Annotated in this window: 22 protein-coding genes and 1 riboswitch; of the genes, 19 read left to right on the top strand and 3 right to left on the bottom strand. The window is 75.3% G+C overall.

Annotated features, from left to right (window positions below):
* Positions 1 to 54: 54 nt before the first annotated feature.
* The 9 genes from rpe to CUD01_RS05995 all read left to right on the top strand — a co-directional run bounded on the left by rpe (position 55) and on the right by CUD01_RS05995 (position 6,823).
* Complete coding sequence (rpe, locus tag CUD01_RS06035; RefSeq protein WP_141319506.1) at positions 55 to 717, top strand: ribulose-phosphate 3-epimerase; 663 nt, start codon at positions 55 to 57, stop codon at positions 715 to 717.
* A 76-nt stretch (positions 718 to 793) separates the two neighbouring features.
* Positions 794 to 935: riboswitch (FMN riboswitch) on the top strand.
* A gap of 80 nt (positions 936 to 1,015) precedes the next feature.
* Complete coding sequence (gene ribD / locus CUD01_RS06030) at positions 1,016 to 2,068, top strand: bifunctional diaminohydroxyphosphoribosylaminopyrimidine deaminase/5-amino-6-(5-phosphoribosylamino)uracil reductase RibD (RefSeq protein ID WP_141319504.1); 1,053 nt, start codon at positions 1,016 to 1,018, stop codon at positions 2,066 to 2,068.
* A gap of 1 nt (position 2,069) precedes the next feature.
* Positions 2,070 to 2,669 carry a riboflavin synthase gene (locus CUD01_RS06025; RefSeq protein ID WP_141319502.1) on the top strand — a complete coding sequence of 200 codons (600 nt, stop codon included), beginning with the start codon at positions 2,070 to 2,072 and terminating at the stop codon, positions 2,667 to 2,669.
* Positions 2,666 to 4,021, top strand: coding sequence for a 3,4-dihydroxy-2-butanone-4-phosphate synthase (ribB, locus tag CUD01_RS06020; RefSeq protein ID WP_141319500.1), 1,356 nt, complete (start codon positions 2,666 to 2,668; stop codon positions 4,019 to 4,021). Before CUD01_RS06025 ends, ribB begins: the two co-directional genes overlap by 4 nt.
* The gene (ribH, locus tag CUD01_RS06015) at positions 4,018 to 4,494 is read left to right on the top strand and encodes a 6,7-dimethyl-8-ribityllumazine synthase (RefSeq protein WP_141319498.1); all 477 of its coding nucleotides are present in this window, start codon (positions 4,018 to 4,020) and stop codon (positions 4,492 to 4,494) included. The genes ribB and ribH overlap by 4 nt, the downstream gene beginning before the upstream one ends.
* Positions 4,491 to 5,243, top strand: coding sequence for a nicotinamide riboside transporter PnuC (gene pnuC, locus CUD01_RS06010; protein WP_094179999.1), 753 nt, complete (start codon positions 4,491 to 4,493; stop codon positions 5,241 to 5,243). Before ribH ends, pnuC begins: the two co-directional genes overlap by 4 nt.
* On the top strand, positions 5,230 to 5,493 hold the full coding sequence (locus CUD01_RS06005; RefSeq protein WP_141319496.1) for a phosphoribosyl-ATP diphosphatase: 264 nt from the start codon (positions 5,230 to 5,232) through the stop codon (positions 5,491 to 5,493). Before pnuC ends, CUD01_RS06005 begins: the two co-directional genes overlap by 14 nt.
* 56 nt (positions 5,494 to 5,549) lie before the next feature.
* Entirely contained in the window at positions 5,550 to 6,398 is an 849-nt protein-coding gene (gene hisG / locus CUD01_RS06000) for an ATP phosphoribosyltransferase (RefSeq protein ID WP_141319494.1), read from the top strand.
* Positions 6,398 to 6,823: a PH domain-containing protein gene (locus CUD01_RS05995; RefSeq protein ID WP_369826293.1), complete on the top strand. Its 426-nt coding sequence runs from the start codon at positions 6,398 to 6,400 to the stop codon at positions 6,821 to 6,823. The genes hisG and CUD01_RS05995 overlap by 1 nt, the downstream gene beginning before the upstream one ends.
* A gap of 20 nt (positions 6,824 to 6,843) precedes the next feature.
* Here the strand turns inward: CUD01_RS05995 and CUD01_RS05990 are convergent, their stop codons facing one another.
* Entirely contained in the window at positions 6,844 to 7,980 is a 1,137-nt protein-coding gene (locus CUD01_RS05990) for a DUF3866 family protein (RefSeq protein WP_141319492.1), read from the bottom strand.
* Between the two features lie 35 nt (positions 7,981 to 8,015).
* Between CUD01_RS05990 and CUD01_RS05985 the strand changes: the two genes are divergently transcribed.
* From CUD01_RS05985 to CUD01_RS05940, 10 genes are all read left to right on the top strand, one after another.
* The gene (locus CUD01_RS05985) at positions 8,016 to 9,038 is read left to right on the top strand and encodes a helix-turn-helix transcriptional regulator (RefSeq protein ID WP_141319490.1); all 1,023 of its coding nucleotides are present in this window, start codon (positions 8,016 to 8,018) and stop codon (positions 9,036 to 9,038) included.
* On the top strand, positions 9,031 to 10,032 hold the full coding sequence (locus CUD01_RS05980; protein WP_141319488.1) for a helix-turn-helix transcriptional regulator: 1,002 nt from the start codon (positions 9,031 to 9,033) through the stop codon (positions 10,030 to 10,032). The genes CUD01_RS05985 and CUD01_RS05980 overlap by 8 nt, the downstream gene beginning before the upstream one ends.
* Complete coding sequence (locus CUD01_RS05975; RefSeq protein WP_244937683.1) at positions 10,025 to 10,360, top strand: hypothetical protein; 336 nt, start codon at positions 10,025 to 10,027, stop codon at positions 10,358 to 10,360. Before CUD01_RS05980 ends, CUD01_RS05975 begins: the two co-directional genes overlap by 8 nt.
* 87 nt (positions 10,361 to 10,447) lie before the next feature.
* Positions 10,448 to 10,786, top strand: coding sequence for a Sec-independent protein translocase subunit TatA (gene tatA, locus CUD01_RS05970; RefSeq protein ID WP_094180006.1), 339 nt, complete (start codon positions 10,448 to 10,450; stop codon positions 10,784 to 10,786).
* Positions 10,787 to 10,832: 46 nt separating this feature from the next.
* The gene (gene tatC, locus CUD01_RS05965; RefSeq protein WP_094180007.1) at positions 10,833 to 11,618 is read left to right on the top strand and encodes a twin-arginine translocase subunit TatC; all 786 of its coding nucleotides are present in this window, start codon (positions 10,833 to 10,835) and stop codon (positions 11,616 to 11,618) included.
* A complete protein-coding gene (locus CUD01_RS05960; RefSeq protein WP_141319486.1) occupies positions 11,615 to 12,532 on the top strand; it encodes a diacylglycerol/lipid kinase family protein in 918 nt (305 codons plus the stop codon). The genes tatC and CUD01_RS05960 overlap by 4 nt, the downstream gene beginning before the upstream one ends.
* A 29-nt stretch (positions 12,533 to 12,561) precedes the next feature.
* A complete protein-coding gene (locus tag CUD01_RS05955; RefSeq protein WP_141319484.1) occupies positions 12,562 to 15,471 on the top strand; it encodes a DEAD/DEAH box helicase in 2,910 nt (969 codons plus the stop codon).
* Between the two features lie 28 nt (positions 15,472 to 15,499).
* On the top strand, positions 15,500 to 17,116 hold the full coding sequence (locus tag CUD01_RS05950) for an amidohydrolase (protein ID WP_141319482.1): 1,617 nt from the start codon (positions 15,500 to 15,502) through the stop codon (positions 17,114 to 17,116).
* A 534-nt stretch (positions 17,117 to 17,650) separates the two neighbouring features.
* Positions 17,651 to 19,219 (top strand): apolipoprotein N-acyltransferase, encoded by a 1,569-nt coding sequence (lnt, locus tag CUD01_RS05945; RefSeq protein ID WP_141319480.1) that lies wholly within the window; start codon positions 17,651 to 17,653, stop codon positions 19,217 to 19,219.
* A complete protein-coding gene (locus tag CUD01_RS05940; RefSeq protein WP_141319478.1) occupies positions 19,216 to 20,007 on the top strand; it encodes a polyprenol monophosphomannose synthase in 792 nt (263 codons plus the stop codon). Before lnt ends, CUD01_RS05940 begins: the two co-directional genes overlap by 4 nt.
* Before the next feature lie 80 nt (positions 20,008 to 20,087).
* On the opposite strand, the gene CUD01_RS05935 is transcribed toward CUD01_RS05940, so the two are convergent.
* Both CUD01_RS05935 and CUD01_RS05930 read right to left on the bottom strand, forming a co-directional pair.
* The gene (locus CUD01_RS05935) at positions 20,088 to 20,432 is read right to left on the bottom strand and encodes an RNA polymerase-binding protein RbpA (RefSeq protein ID WP_048341874.1); all 345 of its coding nucleotides are present in this window, start codon (positions 20,430 to 20,432) and stop codon (positions 20,088 to 20,090) included.
* Between the two features lie 193 nt (positions 20,433 to 20,625).
* Positions 20,626 to 21,129, bottom strand: a complete 504-nt coding sequence (locus tag CUD01_RS05930; RefSeq protein ID WP_094180013.1) for a hypothetical protein — start codon at positions 21,127 to 21,129, stop codon at positions 20,626 to 20,628.
* Between the last annotated feature and the right edge of the window lie 30 nt (positions 21,130 to 21,159).

Raw genomic sequence — 21,159 nt, 5'->3', positions numbered from 1 at the left:
GCCGTGGGCGGACGCGGCGGGGCGCCGGCCGGGACGGCTGACTAGGCTGGCCGCGTGCCCGCCAAGATCGCGCCCAGCATCCTGTCCGCCGACTTCGTCAACCTCGAGCGCGAGCTCGGGCGGATCGCGAACGCGGACCTCGTGCACGTGGACGTGATGGACAACCACTTCGTGCCGAACCTCACGCTCGGGCTCCCGGTGGTGCGGCGCATCGCCGAGGTCTCGCCGGTCCCGGTCGACGTGCACCTCATGATCGAGGACGCGGACCGCTGGGCGCCGCAGTTCGCGCACGCGGGGGCGGCGTCGGTCACGTTCCACGCGGAGGCGACGCAGGCGCCCGTCCGGCTGGCGCGCGAGCTGCGCGCGCTCGGGGTCCGCGCGGGCGTCGCGCTGCGGCCCGCGTCGCCGGTGGAGCCGTTCCTCGACCTGCTGCCCGAGTTCGACATGGTCCTCGTCATGACCGTCGAGCCGGGCTTCGGCGGCCAGTCCTTCATCGACGGGACGCTCCCGAAGATCCGCCGCACGCGGCAGGCGATCACCGACGCGGGGACGGACACCTGGCTGCAGGTCGACGGCGGGATCTCGCGCGAGACGATCGCGCGCGTCGCGCAGGCCGGGGCGGACGTGTTCGTCGCCGGCTCGGCGGTCTACGGGGCCGACGACGCCGCGGCGGAGGTCGACGCGCTGCGCGACCTCGCGTCCACGATCTGGGCCTGACGAGCACGTTCGCCGATGCACCCCGCGGGGTGTGGCATCATCCAGGAGAAGGCCACGGCGTCAGCCGGGGTCGAGTACACGTGCTCCGGGGTCGGTGAAAGTCCGAGCCGGCGGTGACAGTCCGCGACCCGCCCAGGGCGACGAGAGTCGGCCGAGGCGGTTGACCTGGTGGAACTCCAGGACCGACGGTGAAAGTCCGGATGGGAGGAAGTACGTGGCGGCGCGCCCGGTGGCGTGCCGTTGACGCGTGGTGCCTCGCACGCGCACCCCCGGAGCCCGCACGGGCCGGGAGGTGGACATGACCAGCACAGGCGACGAGCGCGCGGCGATGACGCGCGCGTTCGAGCTCGCGCGGCGCGGTCCTGAGCACGACCCGAACCCACGGGTCGGGTGCGTCCTGCTGCGGCCCGGCCCGGCGACGAGCACGGCGGGTCCGACGACCGTCGGCGAGGGGTGGCACCGCGGCGCGGGCACCCCGCACGCCGAGGTCGCGGCGCTCGCCGACGCCGCCGCGCGGGGCGAGGACACGCGTGGCGTCACCGCCGTCGTCACACTCGAGCCCTGTTCGCACACCGGCCGCACGGGCCCGTGCACGGACGCGCTGCTCGCCGCCGGCGTCGCGCGGGTGGTCGTGGCCGTGCGGGACCCCAACCCGGTCGCGGCGGGCGGCGTCGAGATCCTGCGCGCGGCGGGCGTCGAGGTCGTCACGGACGTGCTGGCCGACGAGGGTCGCGCGCTGCTGGGAGCCTGGCTGCCGGCCGTGGGCGCCGACCGCCCGTTCGTCACGCTCAAGACGGCGACCACGCTCGACGGCCGCGTCGCCGCGACCGACGGCTCCAGCCGGTGGATCACCTCCTCGGTCGCGCGTCGGCACGCGCACGAGCTGCGCGCCCAGGTCGACGCGATCGTCGTCGGCACGGGCACCGCGCTGCGCGACGACCCGACGCTCACGGCCCGGACCGCGGACGGCACGCTCGCCGGCGCGCAGCCGCTGCGCGTGGTCGTCGGGCACCGCGACGTCCCCCGGGACGCCCGGCTGCGCGGCCCCGGCGGCCCGCTCGTCCAGGTGCGCACGCACGACCCCGCGCACGTGCTGCGCGAGCTCGCCGCGCGCGACGTCCGGCGCGTGCTCGTCGAGGGCGGGCCGACGCTCGCCGCGGCGTTCCTGCGCGCCGGCCTCGTCGACGAGGTGCACGCGTACGTCGCGCCCGTCCTGCTCGGTGCCGGGCCGTCCGCCGTGGGCGACCTCGGCATCACGTCCATCGCCGCCGCCGTGCGGCTCGAGCCGGTCAGCGTGCTGCCGCTCGGGCCGGACGTGCTCGTCGTCGCCACACCCGTCCGGGAGGTCTGACATGTTCACCGGGATCGTCGAGGAGCTGGGCTCCGTCGTCGCCGTCGAGGACCGCGGCCAGGACGCGCGCCTCGTGGTGCGCGGACCGCTCGTCGTGTCCGACGCGCACCTGGGCGACTCGATCGCCGTCGACGGCGTGTGCCTCACGGTGAGCGGACTGCCGGGGGACGGGACCTTCGCGGCGGACGTCATGCCCGAGTCGCTGCGGCGCACCGCGCTGGGCGCGCTGCGGGCCGGTGCGCCGGTCAACCTCGAGCGGGCGCTGGCGGTCGGCGGGCGCTACGGCGGGCACGTCGTGCAGGGGCACGTCGACGGCGTCGGCACCGTGCTGCGGCGCGAGCCGGGGGAGCGGTGGGACGAGGTCGAGATCGGCCTGCCGGCCGGGCTCGCGCGGTACGTCGCCGAGAAGGGGTCGATCGCGGTGTCCGGCGTCTCGCTCACGGTGACGCACGTCGGCGACGAGTCGTTCGGCGTCTCGCTCATCCCGACGACGCTCGCCCACACGACCCTCGGCACCCTCGAGCCGGGCTCGCCCGTGAACCTGGAGGTGGACGTGCTCGCGAAGTACGCCGAGCGGCTGCTGACGGCGGTGGCGCGATGAGCGACGTCGTCACCGGGACGGTCGAGGAGGCGCTCGAGGCGCTGCGCGCCGGACGGCCGGTGCTGGTCGCGGACTCGCCCGACCGCGAGAACGAGGCCGACGTGATCCTGGCCGCGCAGTCCGCGACCCCGGAGTGGGTCGCGTGGACGATCCGCCACTCGTCGGGCTACCTGTGCGCGCCGATGCCCGCGGGCCGCGCCGACGCGCTCGACCTGCCGCTGATGGTGCCGCACAGCCAGGACCCGCGTCGCACCGCGTACACGGTGACGGTCGACGCCGCGACGGGTGTGTCCACGGGCATCTCGGCCGCCGACCGCGCGCGCACGCTGCGCGTGCTGGCCGACCCGGCGAGCGGGCCGGGCGACCTCATCCGGCCCGGGCACGTGCTGCCGCTGCGCGCGGTGCCGGGCGGGGTCCTGCACCGGGCGGGGCACACGGAGGCCGCGGTCGACCTGTGCCGTCTCGCGGGCCTGCGGCCCGTGGGTGCGATCGCCGAGCTCGTGAACGACGACGGCACGATGGTGCGGCTCACCCAGGCGTCACGGCTCGCGCAGGACGAGGGTCTCGTGCTGCTGACGATCGCGGACCTGGTGGCGTGGCGCCGCGAGCACGACGACACGGTCGAGCCCGCGACGCCCGGGGACGGGCGCCCGCGCGTGCACGCGACCCACACGGCGTACCTGCCGACCCGGCACGGCGACTTCCGCATCCACGGCTTCCGCGACCTGCGCACGGGCGACGAGCACGTCGCGCTGGTGCCCACGCGCGGCCTCGCGCCCGTGCCCGTCGTGCGCGTCCACTCGGAGTGCCTCACGGGCGACGCGTTCGGCTCGGCGCGCTGCGACTGCGGCCCGCAGCTCGACGCCGCGCTGCGGCTCGCCGCCGAGCAGGGCGGCGCCGTGGTGTACCTGCGGGGCCACGAGGGCCGTGGCATCGGGCTGCTCGCGAAGGTCGCCGCGTACGCGCTGCAGGACGAGGGCCGGGACACGGTCGAGGCGAACCTCGACCTGGGCTGGCCCGCGGACCGGCGGGAGTACGGCGCCGCGGCGGCGATCCTGCGCGACCTCGGCGTCGAGCGGGTTCAGCTCCTGACCAACAACCCCGCGAAGGTCGCGGGCCTGCGCGCGCACGGCGTCGACGTGGTCGAGGTGCGCGGGCTCGAGGTGGGCCGCACGCCGCAGAACGAGCAGTACCTGCGCACCAAGGCGCGCTCGATGGGGCACGTGCTGCACCTCGACGACCCGGCGGACGTGCGCGACCCGATCCCGGTCAACCCGGTGCACGCGGCACCGGCGACCCCCGGTGCGGACCGCACCGACCACACCTACGCACCCCTGGAGGAGCTCGCATGAGCGGCGCCGGAGCACCCAGCATCACCGTCGACGGGACCGGCCTGCGCGTGGTCGTCGTCGCCGCCTCGTGGCACCAGGTCGTCATGGACGGGCTGCTCGACGGCGCGATGCGCGCGCTGGCGGAGGCGCACGTGGAGAACCTCACGGTCGTGCGGGTGCCGGGTACGTTCGAGCTGCCCGTCGCCGCGGCCGTTGCGGCGCGCGGGGGAGCCGACGCCGTGGTCGCGCTCGGCGTCGTCATCCGGGGCGGCACGCCGCACTTCGAGTACGTGTGCGCGGGCGCCACGAACGGCCTGACCGACGTCGCGGTGAGCACCGGCGTGCCCGTCGGGTTCGGCGTGCTGACGTGCGACGACGAGCAGCAGGCGCTCGACCGCGCCGGGCTGCCCGGCTCGAGCGAGGACAAGGGCTACGAGGCGGCGCAGGCGGCGGTCGCGACCGTGGCCGCGCTGCGCGGGCTGGGCCACGGGTGAGCGGACCGCTCGGCTGGCTGTTCGACGCGACGCTCACGGTCGCCGGCCACGAGGTGCTCTGGCGCGAGGTCGTCGGGAACCTGTTCGGGCTCGCGTCCGCGGTCGGCGGGCTGCGCCGGAAGGTGTGGGCGTGGCCGGTCGGCATCGTCGGGAACGTGCTGCTGTTCACGGTGTTCCTCGGCGCGGTGTTCGGCACCCCGCAGGACCGGGACCTGTACGGCCAGGCCGGCCGGCAGGTGTTCTTCGTCGCCGTGTCGGTGTACGGCTGGCTGCGCTGGAGCCGGACGCGGCGCGCGGCGCAGGCCGCGGGCCTGCCCGACGCGCCGGCCGTCGAGCCCCGGTGGGCGGGCGTGCGCGGCTGGGCGGTCCTGGGTCCGGCCGCGGTCGTCGGGACGGTCGGTCTGGCGTGGGTGTTCCGGGAGCTCGGGTCGTGGGGTCCGTGGGCCGACGCATGGATCTTCACCGGCTCGCTGCTCGCGACGTACGGCATGGCGCGCGGCTACATCGAGTTCTGGCTCATCTGGATCGCCGTGGACGTCGTGGGTGTGCCCCTGCTGCTCTCGGCGGGCTACTACCCGTCCGCCGTGCTGTACCTCGTGTACGGCGGCGTGGTCACGTCCGGGTTCGTCGTGTGGTGGCGTGCGCGGCGGGGCGCGCCCCCGCAGCACGTCTCGCCCGTCCCAGCCGCCGAACCCGCGACAGGGGTGCCGGTCGCAACGTCTACCCTTGGGCGACGTGAAGACGTTTGAGTCGCTGTTCGCGGAGCTGTCCGAGAAGGCGGTGACCAGGCCCGCGGGCTCGGGCACCGTCGCCGAGCTGGACGCCGGCGTGCACGCGATCGGCAAGAAGATCGTCGAGGAGGCCGCCGAGGTCTGGATGGCCGCGGAGCACGAGGGCGACGAGCGCACGGCCGAGGAGATCTCCCAGCTCGTCTACCACCTGCAGGTGCTCATGGTGGCGCGCGGGCTCACGCTCGACGACGTCTACGCGCACCTGTAGACCGCGCCGCTGTCCGTCGTCGTCCCGAGCCGTCGTCCTGACCCGAAGGAACCCCCGTGCTGCGCATCGCCGTCCCCAACAAGGGCTCGCTGTCCGAGCCCGCCGTCGAGATGCTGCGTGAGGCGGGCTACCGCCAGCGCCGCGACTCGCGCGAGCTCGTCCTGCCCGACCCGGACAACGACGTCGAGTTCTTCTTCCTGCGCCCGCGGGACATCGCGGTGTACGTGGGGGCGGGGACGGTCGACGTCGGCATCACCGGCCGTGACCTGCTGCTGGACTCCGAGTCGGCGGCGGTCGAGCACCTCGGGCTCGGCTTCGCGCGCTCGACGTTCCGGTTCGCGACGACCGCGGGCGCGATGAGCGACATCGCGCAGATCGAGGGCAAGCGCGTCGCCACCTCGTACCCGGTGCTCGTGCGCAGCACGCTCGCGCAGCGCGGTGTCACCCCGAGCGGCGTCGTGCGGCTGGACGGCGCGGTCGAGAGCGCGATCCGCCTGGGCGTCGCGGACGTCATCGCGGACGTCGTCGAGACCGGCTCGACCCTGCGTGCCGCGGGGCTCGAGGTGTTCGGTGAGGCGCTGCTGCACTCCGAGGCCGTGCTCGTGCGCCGCTCGGACGTCGAGGCTCCCGCGGGGCTCGAGGTGCTCACGCGGCGGCTGCAGGGCGTGCTGACCGCGCGCCAGTACGTCCTCATGGACTACGACTGCCCGATCGACCTCGTCGACCAGGCCGTCGCGATCACGCCGGGCCTCGAGTCGCCGACCGTCGCCCCGCTGCACAACCGCGAGTGGGCGGCCGTGCGCGCGATGGTCCGACGCGACCAGACCAACCGCGTCATGGACCAGCTCTACGACCTGGGCGCGCGCGCGATCCTCGTCACGTCGATCCACGCCTGCAGGCTCTAGTGGACCTGACCCCGTTCCGGCCCCGGCTCGCGCGCACCGCGTCGCTGGTGCTCGCGGGAGTCGTCGTGACCGCGACGGTCGTGCTCGTCGTCCTCATGCCCGGGCTGACGTCCCTCGACGTCGCGAGCTTCGCGGTGTTCGCGCTCGCGATCGTGTGGTTCTGCTGGCGCCAGGCGTCGGTCCGCGCGGTGCCCGACGAGGACGGCCTCACGGTCCGCAACCTGCTCGTCACCACGCGGCTCACGTGGGCGCAGGTCGTCGCCGTGCGGTTCGGGGACAGTCCCTGGGTCCAGCTCGACCTGGCGGACGGCGACACGCTCGCGGTGATGGGCATCCAGCGCGCGGACGGGGAGCTCGCGCGGGCGCAGGCGCGCCGCCTGGCGACCCTCGTCGCGGCGAGGACCCGCACCGACCGGGACGACTGAGCGCGGCCGCCCCGCGGCGGTCACACGAGCGTCGCCGCGTGCACGCCCGCGGCACCCGCCGCGAGGAACGCCGCGGGGTCCTGGTCGAGCCCGCGGCCCATGGTCGACAGACGCACGGGGGACGTGGCGAGCGCGCGACGCAGCGCGTCACCCGCCTCGACCTCCACCAGACGGTGCCGCCCGGCGGGAGCGACGAGCGACGCGGCCTGCTCACGCACGCGCGCGCCCAGCGGGCCGAGCGCCTCGTCGGCCGGGTCGAGGAGCGGTACGACGACGTCCGCGGGGCACAGGGCGACCCGGCCGTACGCGGTCAGGGAGTGGTGGGAGATCCCGAGGTGCCGCTCGCGCGGGTCCGCGCCCGACACGCGCAGCGACGCGACGGGACGGCCGCCGAGCACCGCGGCCGCGTTGACCGCCTCGCCCGCGGCGACGCCCGAGAAGCCCCACCGTGTGCCGGTGCCGAGGTTGCCGGGGCCCTGCACGACGACGGCGAGGTCCGCCCCGGCCACGTGGCGCGCGGCGAGGAGCGCGGTGTGCACGGACACGGCCTCGAGGTCGCCGCCGAAGGCCTGCCCGGCGGTGATGCACGTCGAGACCCAGCCGGCGTCGCGCAGTCCCGCCACCGCGCGCGAGAACCACGCGGGCAGCGCACCGCCGTCCGTCATGACGTACGCGACGCGCGGCGTCGGGCGGCCCAGCCGCGCGGCCTCGAGCCGGACGCCCGCGACGATCGCGGGCAGCGCGGAGTGCAGGTCCGCGACGACGACGGGCAGACCCTCGAGGTCGTCGGCGTCACGCATCGTGTCGTGGTGCTCGGACTCCTGGTCGTCGACCCCGAGCACCATCGCCTGCAGCGGCGTGTAGCGGGCCTTGACCAGGTGGCCGGCGGACGGTGCCGGCTCCACCGGCTGGCCGTCGGCGGGCGCGATGACCAGGGCGTACCCGCCCGTGCCGAGCCCGCGCGCGAGGGCCGAGACGTTGAGCCACACGCGCCGGCCCGGGGCGATCTCGCCGACGAGCGCGGGGTAGGCGAGGGCCTTGACCCGCGCGGGCAGCGTCGGGTCCGCCCACGGTTGGTCCAGGGCGACGCTCAGCTCGGTGGCCCCCTGCCACGACGTACCGACCTGCTCGACGACACCGACGCGCCACGTGATCACGTCCGCAACGCTACCGGCCACTACGGTTGGACCCGATGCCCAGTCCGATCGACCCCGCCGAGCGCCTGCTCAACCTCCTCATCGCCCTCGTGAACTCGCGCGGACGCATGACGAAGGAGCAGGTGCGTGCCTCCGTCGCCGGCTACGCCGACGCACCGTCCGACGACGCCTTCGAGCGGATGTTCGAGCGGGACAAGGACACGCTGCGCGAGCTGGGGATCCCGCTCGTCACCGTCACGGACGCGGGGCACGGGGACGACATCGGCTACCGGATCGACCTGGAGGCGTACGCGCTCCCGCCGATCGACCTCACGGCGGCCGAGCTCGGCGTGCTCACGCTCGCCGCGCAGACGTGGCAGGACCGCACCATGCGGGGCGACACGTCGCGCGCGCTGACCAAGCTGCGCGCCGTGGGGCAGGGCCCCGGTGCGACCGACCTGGTCGCGGGGCTGGCGCCGCGCGTGCGCTCGGGCGGGAGCGTGTTCGCCCCGCTGCTGGACGCCGCGCAGGCGCGGCAGGTGGTGCGCCTCACGTACCGCGCGGCGAGCACGGGCGAGGTGCGCGAGCGTCGCGTCGAGCCCTGGCAGCTCGTGGCGCGCCGGGGTGGCTGGGTGCTCGTCGGCTGGGACCAGGACCGTCAGGCGCCGCGCTCGTTCCGGCTGAGCCGCATCGAGGGCTCGGTCCGCGTGACGGGCGAGCCCGGCGCGTTCCCGCCGCCCGACCCGGACCTCGTCGACCGGGCGCTCGCCGCCTGGCGGGCCGGGCCGTCGCGGGTCGCGACGCTCGCCGTGCTGCCGGAGCGGGCCGAGGCGACGCGCGTGCGCGCGGTCGACGCCCCCGCGGGTGCCGTCGACTGGTCCGCCGACCCGCAGGTGGCGCCGGTGCTGGTGGGCCGCGACATCGTGCACGTCGAGTACCGCAACGCGTGGGAGCTGGCCGAGGAGCTCGTCGGGTACGGCGACGCGGTGCTCGTGATCGATCCGCCGGAGGTGCGCGGGCACGTGCTCAGCCTGCTGCGCCGCGCGGCCGAGCTAGCCCCGGAGGTGACCCGTGGCTGAGCGCGCGAGCGACCGCGTCGTGCGGCTCCTGGGCATGATCGCGTTCCTCGACCGTCACGAGGGCGCGTCGGTCGACGAGCTCGCACGCCTGTTCGGCGTGTCGAACCAGCAGGTCATGGCGGACGTCGACACGCTGTGGGTGAGCGGGACGCCCGGCTACCTGCCGTACGACCTCATCGACTTCGACTTCTCGTCCTACCAGCGCGGCGTGGTGCGGCTCACCGAGTCCCGGGGCATGACGCGTCCTCTGCGGCTGTCCGCGCGCGAGGGCGTCGCCCTCGTCGCGGCGCTCCGCGCGCTCGACGCGGGGCTCGGCGGCGCGCTGGACGACGAGCGCGCGCAGGTGGTGCGCTCCGCGCTCGCCAAGCTCACCGCCGCCGTGGGCGACGCCGCCGGCACGGTCGACGTGTCCCTCACGCTCGCCGCCGCGCCCGCGGTGGCGTCCGCGCTCGCGACCGCGCTGCGCGAGGGCCGTCGGCTGCACGTGCGCTACGTCAACGCGGCCGACGTCGCCTCGGAGCGCGAGGTCGACCCGATCCGCCTCGTGACCGACACGGACCGCTCGTACCTGCTCGGCTGGTGCCACGCGGTCGAGGGCGAGCGCCTCTTCCGCGTGGACCGCATCCTGTCCGCCCGCGTCCTCGACGTGCCCGCCGAGCAGCATCCCGTGCCGCCGGGCGGGGGAGAGTTCGTCCCGGGCGACGACGGCGCGCTCGTGACGCTGCACCTCACCAGCCACGGCCGGTGGGTCGCCGAGAGCACGCCCGTGCAGGAGGTGCGCAACCTCCCGGACGGCTCGTTCGAGATCGACCTGCGCATCGTGAGCCCCGCGTGGTTGCGGCACCTGGTGCTGCAGGCCGCCGACGACGTCCTCGACGTGCGTCCGGTGTCGGTCGCCGCCGACGTGGCGCAGGTCGCGCGGGCGGCGCTCGCCGCGTACGGCCCGCTCGCGGACCTGCCGGCGGACGCCCTCGTCCAGGACGGGGGTGCCTGACGTGTGGTTCGCGCTGTGGTCGGTGCTCGTCGTCGGGACGCTCGTGGGCGCGTTCCTGCTGGCGCGGCGCCTGTGGCGCTCGCTCGTGGCGCTCGGTCGCGAGCTCGCCCGGGCCGGTGAGGTGACGTCCGAGCTCGCGGACCGGGCGGCCGAGCTGGCCGAGCTCGCCGCGCAACGGCGCGCGAGCACGGACCCGACCCTGTTCGCGGACCGCGACGAGCTGCGTGACGCCGTGCGCGGGCTGCGCCGGGAGCGTGCGCACCGGCGCGAGGAGCGGGCACGTCGGCACGCCGAGGTCGCGCGGGGCTGGCGCACGTACTGGACCTGATCCCGACGGGACCTGATCCGGCTCGACCTGATCCCGGCGCGGCGGCGGTTAGGATCGCCTGGTCGCATCGTCCGTCGAGGGGCTGTCATGGGTAGGAATGCACTGCAGGGCTGGCACATCGTCGTCCTGGTCGTGGTGATCCTGCTCTTGTTCGGGGCGAAGCGACTGCCCGACCTGGCGAAGAGCGTCGGCCAGTCGATGAAGATCTTCAAGCGCGAGATGAAGGACCTCACGACGGACGCCCCGGCGCCGGTTCCCCCCGCCTCCCCTTCGACCGCGCCGGCGGCGCCGCCCGTCACGCAGGCGGAACCGCCCGTCGGGCAGCCGCCGGTACAGCCGTCCGCGCAGCCGCACGTGGCACCCGAGCCGTCCGCCCCGGCGCCGCAGGACCGGCCGGGCGAGAGCGGCCCGAGCACGTCCGCCTGAGAGCCGCGTGTCCACCGATCGCCGCGGTTCCGCCCCCGGCGGGCGGATGCCGCTGCGCCAGCACCTGCTGGAGCTGCGTCGTCGGCTGTTCTTCGCCGCGCTCGGCCTCGTCGTCGGCGCGGTCGCAGGCTGGTTCCTCTACGACCCGGTGCTCAGCCTGCTCCAGCAGCCGCTGCGGGACGTCGCGCAGGAGCGCGACTCGGTCGTCGCGCTGAACTTCGCGGGCGTCGCGACGTCGTTCGACATGAAGATCAAGGTCTCGCTGTTCCTCGGCGTGTTCGTCTCGAGCCCGTGGTGGCTGTACCAGCTGTGGGCGTTCGTGACGCCCGGCCTCACGCGCAAGGAGCGGCACTACGCGGTCGGCTTCCTCGCCGCCGCCGTCCCGCTGTTCCTCGCGGGCGCGGCGCTCGCGTTCTGGGCCCTGCCCAACGCGGTGCGGCTGCTGACGGAGTTCACCCCGGACGACGCGACCAACCTCATCGACGCGCAGACGTACCTCAGCTTCGTCATGCGGCTGCTGCTCGCGTTCGGTCTCGCGTTCCTGCTGCCGGTCCTCATGGTCGCGCTCAACTTCGCCGGCATCGGGCGCGCCGCGACATGGCGCCGCGGGTGGCGGTGGGCGGTCGTCGTCGCGTTCACGTTCGCGGCCGTCATGACGCCGACGCCCGACGCGCTCACGATGATCGCGGTCGCGCTGCCGATCTGCGCGCTGTACTTCGTCGCCCTCGGCGTCTGCACGCTGCACGACCGCCGCGTCGACCGCAGGCGCGTCGCGCAGGGCCTGCCGACGCTCGACGGGACGCTCCCGTCCGGACCGGGGTCGCCCGCGTGACCGCCCGGGTCGGGCTGGTCGTGAACCCGACCGCGGGCAAGGGACGGGGCACCACGGCCGGACGGGAGGCGCACGCGCGTCTGCGCACGCTCGGGCTGGACGTGGCGGACCTCTCGGCACCGACGCTCGCGCAGGCGACGGACCGGGCGCGCGCGGCCGCGGTCGCGGGTCTCGACGCGGTCGTCGTCGTGGGGGGTGACGGCATCGTGCACCTCGGCGCGAACGTCGTCGCGGGGACGGACGTCCCGCTCGGCATCGTCGCGGCCGGCACCGGCAACGACATCGCGCGCACCCTCGGGCTGCCACGCGCGGACGTCGCCGCGTCGGTCGAGGCGATCGGCCGCGCGCTGCGGGGCACCCCGCGGCGCGTCGACGCGGTGCGCGTCGGACCGCCGGGCACGTCGGCGCGCGAGTGGTACGTCGGCGTGCTGTCGTGCGGCCTGGACGCCGCGGTGAACGCCCGCGCGAACGGGTACACGTGGCCGCGTGGGGAGAGCCGGTACGTGCGCGCGCTCCTCGCGGAGGTCGGCCGGTACCGGCCGTTCGGCTACCGCGTGACGTACGACGGCCAGGTGTGGGAGTCGGGCAGCCCCGTCGTCGCGGTCGCGAACTGCGGCTGGTTCGGCGGCGGGGTGCGGATCGCCCCCGACGCGCGCGTCGACGACGGCCTGCTCGACGTCGTGGTCGCCGGTCCGCTCGCGCGCCCGGGCGTCCTGCGGGTCCTGCCGTCGGTCTACCGCGGCACGCACCTCGCGCACCCGGCCGTGCAGGTCCTGCGCGCGCGCAGCGTGCGGGTCGAGCCGGTGGCCGCGCTCGGGGCGCCGCCGCCGCCGGCGTTCGCGGACGGCGAGCGCGTCGGACCGCTCCCGCTGCAGCTCGACGTGGTCCCCGGCGCGCTGCGGGTGCTCGCGTGAGGGCGTGCCGCAGTGCCTAGGGTGGTGGCGTGCCCTCCCGTTCCCGTCACCGCAGGCAGAGCGTCGCGGACGCCGGCGCGTCCGCCCCGGCCCCGACGTCCGCACCGCGCGAGCCCGACGAGCCGTCGCCCGCCGAGCGCTACGCGGCGGCGCGCCGTCGCGCGCAGGACGACGCGAGCGAGCTCGCGCAGTTCCGCGAGCTGATCGGCTTCCAGCTGGACGACTTCCAGCTCGAGTCGTGCCGTGCGCTCGAGCGCGGCAGCGGTGTGCTGGTGGCCGCGCCGACCGGTGCGGGCAAGACCGTCGTCGGGGAGTTCGCCGTCCACCTCGCGCTGCGCGCGGGCCGCAAGGCGTTCTACACGACGCCCATCAAGGCGCTGTCGAACCAGAAGTACAACGACCTGGTCCGCCGCTACGGCCCGGACCGGGTGGGCCTGCTGACGGGTGACACCACGATCAACTCCGAGGCGCCGGTCGTCGTCATGACCACCGAGGTGCTCCGCAACATGCTGTACGCGGGCTCCGCGACGCTCGTCGGGCTCGGGTTCGTCGTGATGGACGAGGTGCACTACCTCGCCGACCGGTTCCGCGGACCGGTCTGGGAGGAGGTCATCATCCACCTGCCCGACGACGTGCAGCTCGTCTCGCTCTCCGCGACGGTGTCCAACGCCGAGGAGTTCGGCGACTGGCTCGCGATGGTGCGCGGCGACACCGCCGTGGTGGTGAGCGAGCACCGGCCGGTGCCCCTCGGCCAGCACGTGCTGGTACGCGACGAGCTGCTCGAGCTGTACGCCGGGCACGTGGACCCGACGGACCCGGGAGTGGACCCCCCGATCAACCCGGACCTGCGGCGCCTGCTGTCCACCCGGCCGCCCGACGAGCGCCGCGGTCCGGGGGACCGCGGCTACCGGGGGCGTGGCGGGCACCGACCGGGCGGCGGGCGGCCCCCCGGCGTGGGCGTACGGCCCGTGCCGCGGTTCGCGATGGTCGACCTGCTCGACCGTGAGGGGCTGCTGCCCGCGATCGTGTTCATCTTCTCCCGCGCCGGGTGCGAGGCGGCGGTGCAGCAGTGCCTCGCGGCGGGTGTGCGGCTGACGACACCGGCCGAGCAGGCCGAGATCCGGCAGGTGGTCGAGGAGCGCTGCGCGGCCGTGCCGCCGGAGGACCTCGACGTCCTGGGCTACTGGCAGCTCGCCGACGCGCTCAGCCGCGGCGTCGCGGCGCACCACGCGGGCATGCTGCCGCTGTTCAAGGAGACCGTCGAGGAGCTGTTCTCGCGCGGGCTGGTGAAGGTCGTGTTCGCGACGGAGACGCTGGCGCTCGGCATCAACATGCCGGCGCGGTCCGTCGTGCTCGAGAAGCTCGTCAAGTGGGACGGCTCGCGGCACGTCGACATCACGCCGGGGGAGTACACGCAGCTCACGGGTCGTGCGGGACGTCGCGGCATCGACGTCGAGGGGCACGCGGTCGTCGTGGCCCATCAGGGGCTGGACCCCGTGCAGCTCGCGGGTCTCGCGTCCAAGCGTCTGTACCCGCTGCGCTCCAGCTTCCGGCCCACGTACAACATGGCCGTCAACCTCGTCGCGCAGGTCGGCCGGGAACGGGCGCGCGAGGTGCTCGAGACGTCCTTCGCGCAGTTCCAGGCGGACCGCGGGGTCGTCGGCCTCGCCCGGCAGGCGCAGGCGCACACCGAGGCGCTCGAGGGGTACGCCGAGGCGATGCGGTGCCACCTCGGGGACTTCGCCGAGTACGCCGCGCTGCGCCGGGAGATCTCGCGTGCGGAGAAGGACGCCACCCGCCAGGAGGCGGGGGCACGGCGGGCACGCGCGGTCGCGTCGCTCGAGGGTCTGCGGCCCGGCGACGTGCTGGAGGTGCCCACCGGACGGCGCAGCGGGTTCGTCGTGGTCGTCGACCCCGGCCGCGCCGGCGGGTTCGACGGGCCGCGCCCGACCGTCCTGACGACGGACCGGCAGGTGCGACGGCTCACGGCGGCCGACGTGGGTGGGGGCGCGCGCACCGTCGGCCACGTGCGCGTGCCGCGCGACCTCAACGTGCGCGTGCCTGCCGCGCGCCGGGACCTCGCCGCCCGGCTGCGTGCCGCGGTCGAGGACGTCGCGCCCGAGCGCGCGGCCCGCACCCGCCGCCCGTCCCCGGCCCAGGAGGACGCGCACGTGGCCGAGCTGCGACGACGGCTGCGCGCGCACCCGTGCCACGCGTGCCCCGACCGTGAGGACCACGCGCGGTGGGCCGAGCGCTGGTCCCGGCTCTCGTCCGAGCACGACGCGCTCGTCGGGCGGATCCAGGGCCGCACCGGCTCGATCTCGGCGGTCTTCGACCGCACCTGCGACGTGCTCGTGACGCTCGGCTACCTCGAGCCGGCCGACGACCCCGCGCAGGACCCGTCGGGCGCGGCCCGGCGCGGGCTGGCGGTCACGGCCGACGGTCGCTGGCTGCGTCGCCTGTACGCCGAGAACGACCTGCTGCTCGCCGAGTGCCTGCGTCGAGGCGTGTGGGACGAGCTCGACCCGCCCGCCCTCGCGGCGGCGGTCTCGACGCTCGTGTACCGCTCGCGCCGCGACGAGGACGCCGAGCCGCGCGTCCCCGGCGGCCCGCGGTCGCGCCTGGGTGTCGCGCTCGAGGGCACCGTGCGGGCGTGGTCCGAGCTCGACGACCTCGAGACGGCACACCGGCTGGAGACCATCCAGCCGCTCGACATGGGTCTCGTCGAGGCCGTCCACCGGTGGGCGGCCGGCCGCAGCCTCGACGCGGTGCTGCGGGGCGGGGACCTGACGGCCGGAGACTTCGTGCGGTGGTGCAAGCAGGTGATCGACGTGCTCGACCAGCTCTCGCAGGCCGCCCCGCACGCGCGGCTGCGGGCGACCGCCGACCGTGCGGTGGACGCGTTGCGCCGCGGGGTGGTCGCCTACTCGTCGGTGTGACGCCCCCGGCGTGCCCTATCGTGCGCGTGTGAGCTCCACCCTCTACCGCGGCGGCGTCGTGCACTCGCCCGCCGACCCGTTCGCCGAGGCCGTGCTCGTCGAGGACGGCACCGTCGCGTGGCTCGGGGCCGACGACACCGCCGCCGGTTTCGCGTCCCGCGCCGACGAGGTCGTCGACCTCGACGGCGCGCTCGTCACGCCCGGCTTCGTGGACGCGCACGTCCACGTGCTCGAGACCGGTCTCGCGCTCGAGTCCGTCGACCTGAGCGGCACGCGCTCGCTCGACGAGGCCCTCGACGCGCTGCGCCGCGCGGCGGACGCGCACGACGACCGCGACGAGGTGCTGCTGGGCTTCGGGTGGGACGAGACCGCCTGGGCGGAGGGCCGCGCGCCGACCGCTGCGGAAGTCGACGCCGCCGCCGGCGGTCGTGCGGTGTACCTCGGACGCGCCGACCTGCACAGCGCGGTGGTCTCCACCGGGTTCGCGCGGCGGCTTGCGCTCGACACGCTCCCGGGCTGGTCCGCCGACGGTCGCGTGGAGGGCGAGGCCCACCACGTGGCCCGCGACGCCGCGCGCGACGTGGACCCGGCGCGCCGCACACGCCTGTACCGACGTGCGCTGACGGAGGCCGCCGCGCGCGGCGTCGTGTCGGTGCACGAGCACTCCGCGCCGCACATCGACACGCGCGCGGGGCTGGTCGAGCTCCTCGAGCTCACGCGTGACGCCGAGGGCGGGCTGCCGCACCTCGTCGGCTACCGCGGGGAGGCGTGCGTGACGGTCGACGACGCGCGCGAGCTGCTCGCCACGATCCCGGGGCTCACCGGGATCGGGGGAGACCTCAACGTCGACGGCTCGATCGGGTCGCGGACCGCGGCGCTGCGCGCGCCGTACGCGGACGCCCCGGGTGACGGCGTGCTGCACCTGACGGCCGAGCACATCGCGAACCACATCACGGCCGCGTCCCGCGCGGGCGTGCAGGCGGGGTTCCACGTCATCGGGGACCGCGCGATGGACGAGCTCCTGATCGGTCTGCGCGCCGCGGTCGACGTCGACGGCCCGGCCGCGGTCGCGCGCACCGGTGTGCGGGTCGAGCACGCGGAGATGGTCGACGCGCCCACGCTCGCGGCGCTCGTGCTCCTGGGGGTGCGGCTGTCCGTCCAGCCCGCGTTCGACGCGTGGTGGGGCGGCGCGGACGGCATGTACGCCGCGCGTCTCGGGGCCGGCCGTGCGGCGGCCCTGAACCCGCTGGCGGACCTCGCGAGCGCGGGGGTGCCGCTCGCGTTCGGCTCGGACTCGCCCGTGACGCCCGTCGACGGGTGGGCGGCGGTACGCGCCGCCGTGGAGCACCACGCGGTCGAGCAGCGGCTCTCGGCGCGCGCCGCGTTCCGCGCGGCGACCCGCGGGGGTTGGCGGCTCGCGGGGCACGACCAGGTGGGCGAGCTGCGGGTGGGCTCACCCGCGCACCTCGCGGTCTGGCGCGCCGAGCACCTCGCGGTGCAGGCGCCCGACGGGCGGCTGTCCGCATGGAACCCGGACGCCCAGGCGGGCACGCCGCTGCTGCCGCTCCTGGGTGCGGACGAGGAGCCGCCCCGCTGCCTGCGTACCGTGCGCGACGGGGTGGTCCTGTACGACACGCTGGCCTGAGGCCAGCCGGGGCGTGTGCGGCGACCGGGTGAAACCGGGCTGCGCGGAGGGTGGAATCTCCCGGTCGGTCGGCGGCCGAGGGGGTCACCCGTTCGGCGTAGCACGCGGGTCGACGACAGCGGGTGGCGCGACACGCGGGGCGACACGCCGGGCATCCTCCCCGGTCCACCCGAAATCCGGGCGTGCTGACCTGCGGCGAGTCCTCTGGCCTGCGCGGACGCCGGGGTTGACACCGTTCTCCAGCGCGGTAGTTTTCCGGTTGACCCGCCGACCAAGGGGATGCAGACGACGACGAGGTCCCGCCCTGGACGAGCCGACGACGCCCGTCCGGGGGACGCCTCTCGAGGCGGTTCGCTGGCTCCGACCGGGCCCGCGTGTTCAGTAGACAACGGTCATCGCGCCGCGGCGCACGACCGGTACGAAGGACACGCGGGCCGGTCGGTCGGCCGGCACGCAGGACGAGGGCGACGGGCGACAGCGCACGCGGGCCCGACGTCCGTCGGGGCACCCGGTTCTCTCGCCTAGGCTGGCGCGGTGCCCGCCGCCGCCACCCCGCCGTCCCGCGTCTGGACGTTGCTGCTCGCCGTCGCCGGGGGGCTGCTCACGCGGGTCGCGTTCCCCGAGCCGGGCGTCTGGCCCGCCGCGTTCGGCGGCATCGCGTTGCTCTACCTCGCGCTGCGTCGCGACGGGGTCTGGTGGAACGCGCTCGTCGGTCTCGTGTGGGGCATGTCCTTCTACCCGGCGCTCATCACGTGGGCCGACGACGCGGTCGGTCCCGTGCCGTGGCTGGCGCTGTCGCTCGCGTGCGCGGCGTACGTGGCCGTGTTCGGCGCGGCCTGGACCTGGGCGCGCCGGGGCGAGGCCGTGTGGCGCAGCGTGTGGTGGCAGCTGCCCGTCTTCGTGGTCGTCTGGGTCGCGCTCGAGGAAGGCCTCGCCGCCTGGCCGTTCGGCGGGTTCCCGTGGGGCAGGCTCGCGTTCTCGCAGTCGGACTCGCCGCTCGTCGCGTTCGCCTCGCTCGGTGGCGTTCCCGCCCTCAGCGCGGTGACGGTCGGCGCGGGCGTGCTGCTCGGCATCAGCCTGGGCTCGCTGCGCCACGCCCGGCTCGTCCGGGCCGGCAGCGCGGGCCTGGCGGCGGTCCTGCTCGTCGTCCTGGGCGTCGCCATCCCGCTGCCGACCTCCGCTCAGAGCGGCGTGCTGCGCGTCGGCGCGGTGCAGGGGAACGTCCCGGGGCAGGGGCTCGACGCGTTCGGGCGGCGCGCGGTGGTGCTCGACAACCACGTGCGGGGGACCCACGCGCTGCTCGACCAGGTCGAGTCAGGGCAGCTCGACCTGGTGCTGTGGCCGGAGAACGGCACCGACATCGACCCGCAGGTCGACGAGGACGCCGCCGCAGCGATCGACGCCGCGGCGCAGGCCGTGGGTGCGCCCATGCTCGTCGGCACCGTCGAGTACCCGGACTCGGGCGGCCGCTACAACACCTCGGTCTTGTGGGAGCCCGGACAAGGTGTCGTCGCGTCCTACTCCAAGCAGCACCCGGCGCCGTTCGCCGAGTACATCCCGCTGCGGTCGGTGGCACGGATCTTCTCCGACGCCGTGGACCGCGTGACCCGCGACATGCTCCCGGGCGCCCGGCCCGGCTTCGTCCCGCTCGAGTCCGAGCGCCTCGGGCGCACGGTCGGGATCGGTGACGTCATCTGCTTCGAGGTCGCGTACGACCCGCTCGTGCGGTCGGCGGTCCGCTCCGGCGGCGAGGTGCTCGTGGTGCAGACCAACAACGCGACGTTCGGCTGGTCCGACGAGTCGACCCAGCAGCTCGCGATGTCGCGCATCCGCGCCGTCGAGCACGGTCGGGCCACCGTGCAGATCTCCACGGTGGGTGTCAGCGCGGTCATCGAGCCCAACGGCGCGGTCACCCGGCGCACCGAGCTGTTCACGGCGGACCAGATGATCGCTAGCCTTCCGCTGCGCACGTCGCAGACCTGGGCGACGCGTCTGGGTGGGTGGCCGGCGTGGGTCATCGACGCCCTCGCGCTGGCCGCCGTGGTGTCCGGCGTCGTAGGAGCCGCGCGCCTGCGCGGCACGAACCGGGGGGAGCCCGCGTGAGTCCTCGAGTGCTCGTCGTCGTCCCGACGTACAACGAGAAGGAGTCGATCCCGGGCGCACTCGCCCGGCTGCTGGAGCACGTGCCGGGCGCCGACGTGCTGGTGGTCGACGACGCATCGCCCGACGGCACCGGTCCGCTCGTCGAGCAGATCGCGGCCGACGAACGTGCGGCGGGCGTCGCGCGCACCGTCACGGTGCTGCACCGCTCCGGCAAGCAAGGGCTGGGCGCCGCGTACGTCGCGGGGTTCGGGTGGGCCCTCGAGCGCGACTACGACGTCGTGGTCGAGATGGACGCGGACGGCTCGCACCGCGCGCAGGACCTCCCCGCGTTGCTCGCCGCGGTCCCCGACGCGGACCTCGTGCTCGGGTCCCGCTGGGTGCCGGGTGGCGAGGTCGTCAACTGGCCGAAGAACCGCGAGGTGCTGTCCCGCGGCGCGAACACCTACACGCGCCTGCTGCTCGGTATCCCCGTGCACGACGCGACGGGCGGGTTCCGGGCCTACCGGGCGGACCTGCTGCGGGAGCTGCAGCTCGTCGACGTCGCATCGCGCGGCTACTGCTTCCAGATCGACATGACGCTGCGGTCGCTGCGCGCCGGGGCCCGCGTGGTCGAGGTGCCGATCACCTTCGTCGAGCGCGAGCTCGGCGCGTCCAAGATGAGCCGCGACATCGTCGTCGAGGCTCTGCTCAAGGTCACGGGGTGGGGGATGGCAGAACGCTCCCGCCAGGTGGCGGGAGCGTTCCGGAAGGTGACGGGCCGAGACGTGGAGCACCCGGCGCGGCACTGACGCGGTCGCGGTCGGCGGGGGAGGCCGGCGAACCAGGCGCTGCTGGGATCAGGCCCTGCTGGGATCAGGCGCCGCTGGGATCAGGCGCTGCGGCGCAGCTTGCCCGCGCGGAGCAGGTCGAGGCGCTCGTCGAGCAGTTCCTCGAGCTCACCGATGGTGCGCCGCTCGAGGAGCATGTCCCAGTGCGTGCGCGGGGGCTTGGTGGCCTTCGCCTCCGGCTTGGACGCGTCGCGCAGGAGCGCCTCCGCGCCGCAGCGGCACTCCCAGACGACCGGGACGTCGGCCTCGACCGAGAACGGGAGGATGATCGTGTGGCCGTTGGGGCAGTCGTAGTGCGCCTGGAGACGAGGGGCGAAGTCGACGCCCTCCTCGGTCTCCATGCTCTGCGACCCGATGCGCATGCCGCGCAGGGACCTGTTCGCCATGGGTGTGACCTCCGTGCCGGATCGCGGCCGTCGAGTGTGGGTTTCCACCGACGTCAACGGTGGGGAGCTCTTCAGTGTTCCAGCGTGACGTGAAGGCTTCGTGAACGCACGCGGAGCGGGCCGCACAGGCTCGCTCCGCCGGCAGTGACCTTCCCCACGCGGGCTCCCGTCCCCGGCCCGGCGCACCCCGACGTTACCCCTCGGGCCAGCCGCCCGGGTCCGGTTCGCCCGAGCAGCCGGACGGCGTCCAGGGGACCAGGACCGTGGGGCCGTGCGGGCCCACGGTCACGACCGCGGCGAGCGGCACCCCGGCGCGCTCCGCGGACCGCTCGAGCGCGGTCGACCACGTGAGCTGGTCGCACACGTCCTCGTCGGCGTCCCCGACGAGCGCGGCGACGACGGACCCGCCCACCGCGTGGTGCTCGAGCAGCGACGCGAGGTCGTCGCACAGCAGGTCCGCGAAGCCGGCGTCGGGTGCGAGCGGTCGGTCGCTGATGGCCAGCACGAACGGCAGGAGCCGGTCGTCGGCGTCCAGCAGCACGCACCACAGCGCGGCGGGTCCGCGCGACTCGGGTCCGACGAGCAGGCGCAGCACGCGCGACGCCTCGGTGGGGGAGCGGATCGGGGTGCCGGCCAGCCCGGCGAGGTCGGCGAGGTCGTCGTCGGGACCGTGCGCGTCCCAGTGTCGTGGCGTCATGCGGGCCACGGTGCCCGCCCGCGAGCGCCC

It is taken from the genome of Cellulomonas uda (assembly GCF_006538705.1).
Taxonomy (GTDB): Bacteria; Actinomycetota; Actinomycetes; order Actinomycetales; family Cellulomonadaceae; genus Cellulomonas; species Cellulomonas uda.
This window is presented reverse-complemented; position numbering and strand designations above follow the sequence as displayed.

Excerpts from the sequence above, each read along its gene's own strand:
- CUD01_RS05935 (WP_048341874.1), bottom strand. The coding sequence starts at position 20,432 with ATGGCGAACAGGTCCCTGCGCGGCATGCGCATCGGGTCGCAGAGCATG.
- tatC (WP_094180007.1), top strand. The coding sequence starts at position 10,833 with ATGCCGCTGCGCCAGCACCTGCTGGAGCTGCGTCGTCGGCTGTTCTTC.
- ribH (WP_141319498.1), top strand. The coding sequence starts at position 4,018 with ATGAGCGGCGCCGGAGCACCCAGCATCACCGTCGACGGGACCGGCCTG.
- tatA (WP_094180006.1), top strand. The coding sequence starts at position 10,448 with ATGGGTAGGAATGCACTGCAGGGCTGGCACATCGTCGTCCTGGTCGTG.
- CUD01_RS05985 (WP_141319490.1), top strand. The coding sequence starts at position 8,016 with ATGCCCAGTCCGATCGACCCCGCCGAGCGCCTGCTCAACCTCCTCATC.
- CUD01_RS06025 (WP_141319502.1), top strand. The coding sequence starts at position 2,070 with ATGTTCACCGGGATCGTCGAGGAGCTGGGCTCCGTCGTCGCCGTCGAG.
- CUD01_RS05930 (WP_094180013.1), bottom strand. The coding sequence starts at position 21,129 with ATGACGCCACGACACTGGGACGCGCACGGTCCCGACGACGACCTCGCC.
- ribB (WP_141319500.1), top strand. The coding sequence starts at position 2,666 with ATGAGCGACGTCGTCACCGGGACGGTCGAGGAGGCGCTCGAGGCGCTG.
- ribD (WP_141319504.1), top strand. The coding sequence starts at position 1,016 with ATGACCAGCACAGGCGACGAGCGCGCGGCGATGACGCGCGCGTTCGAG.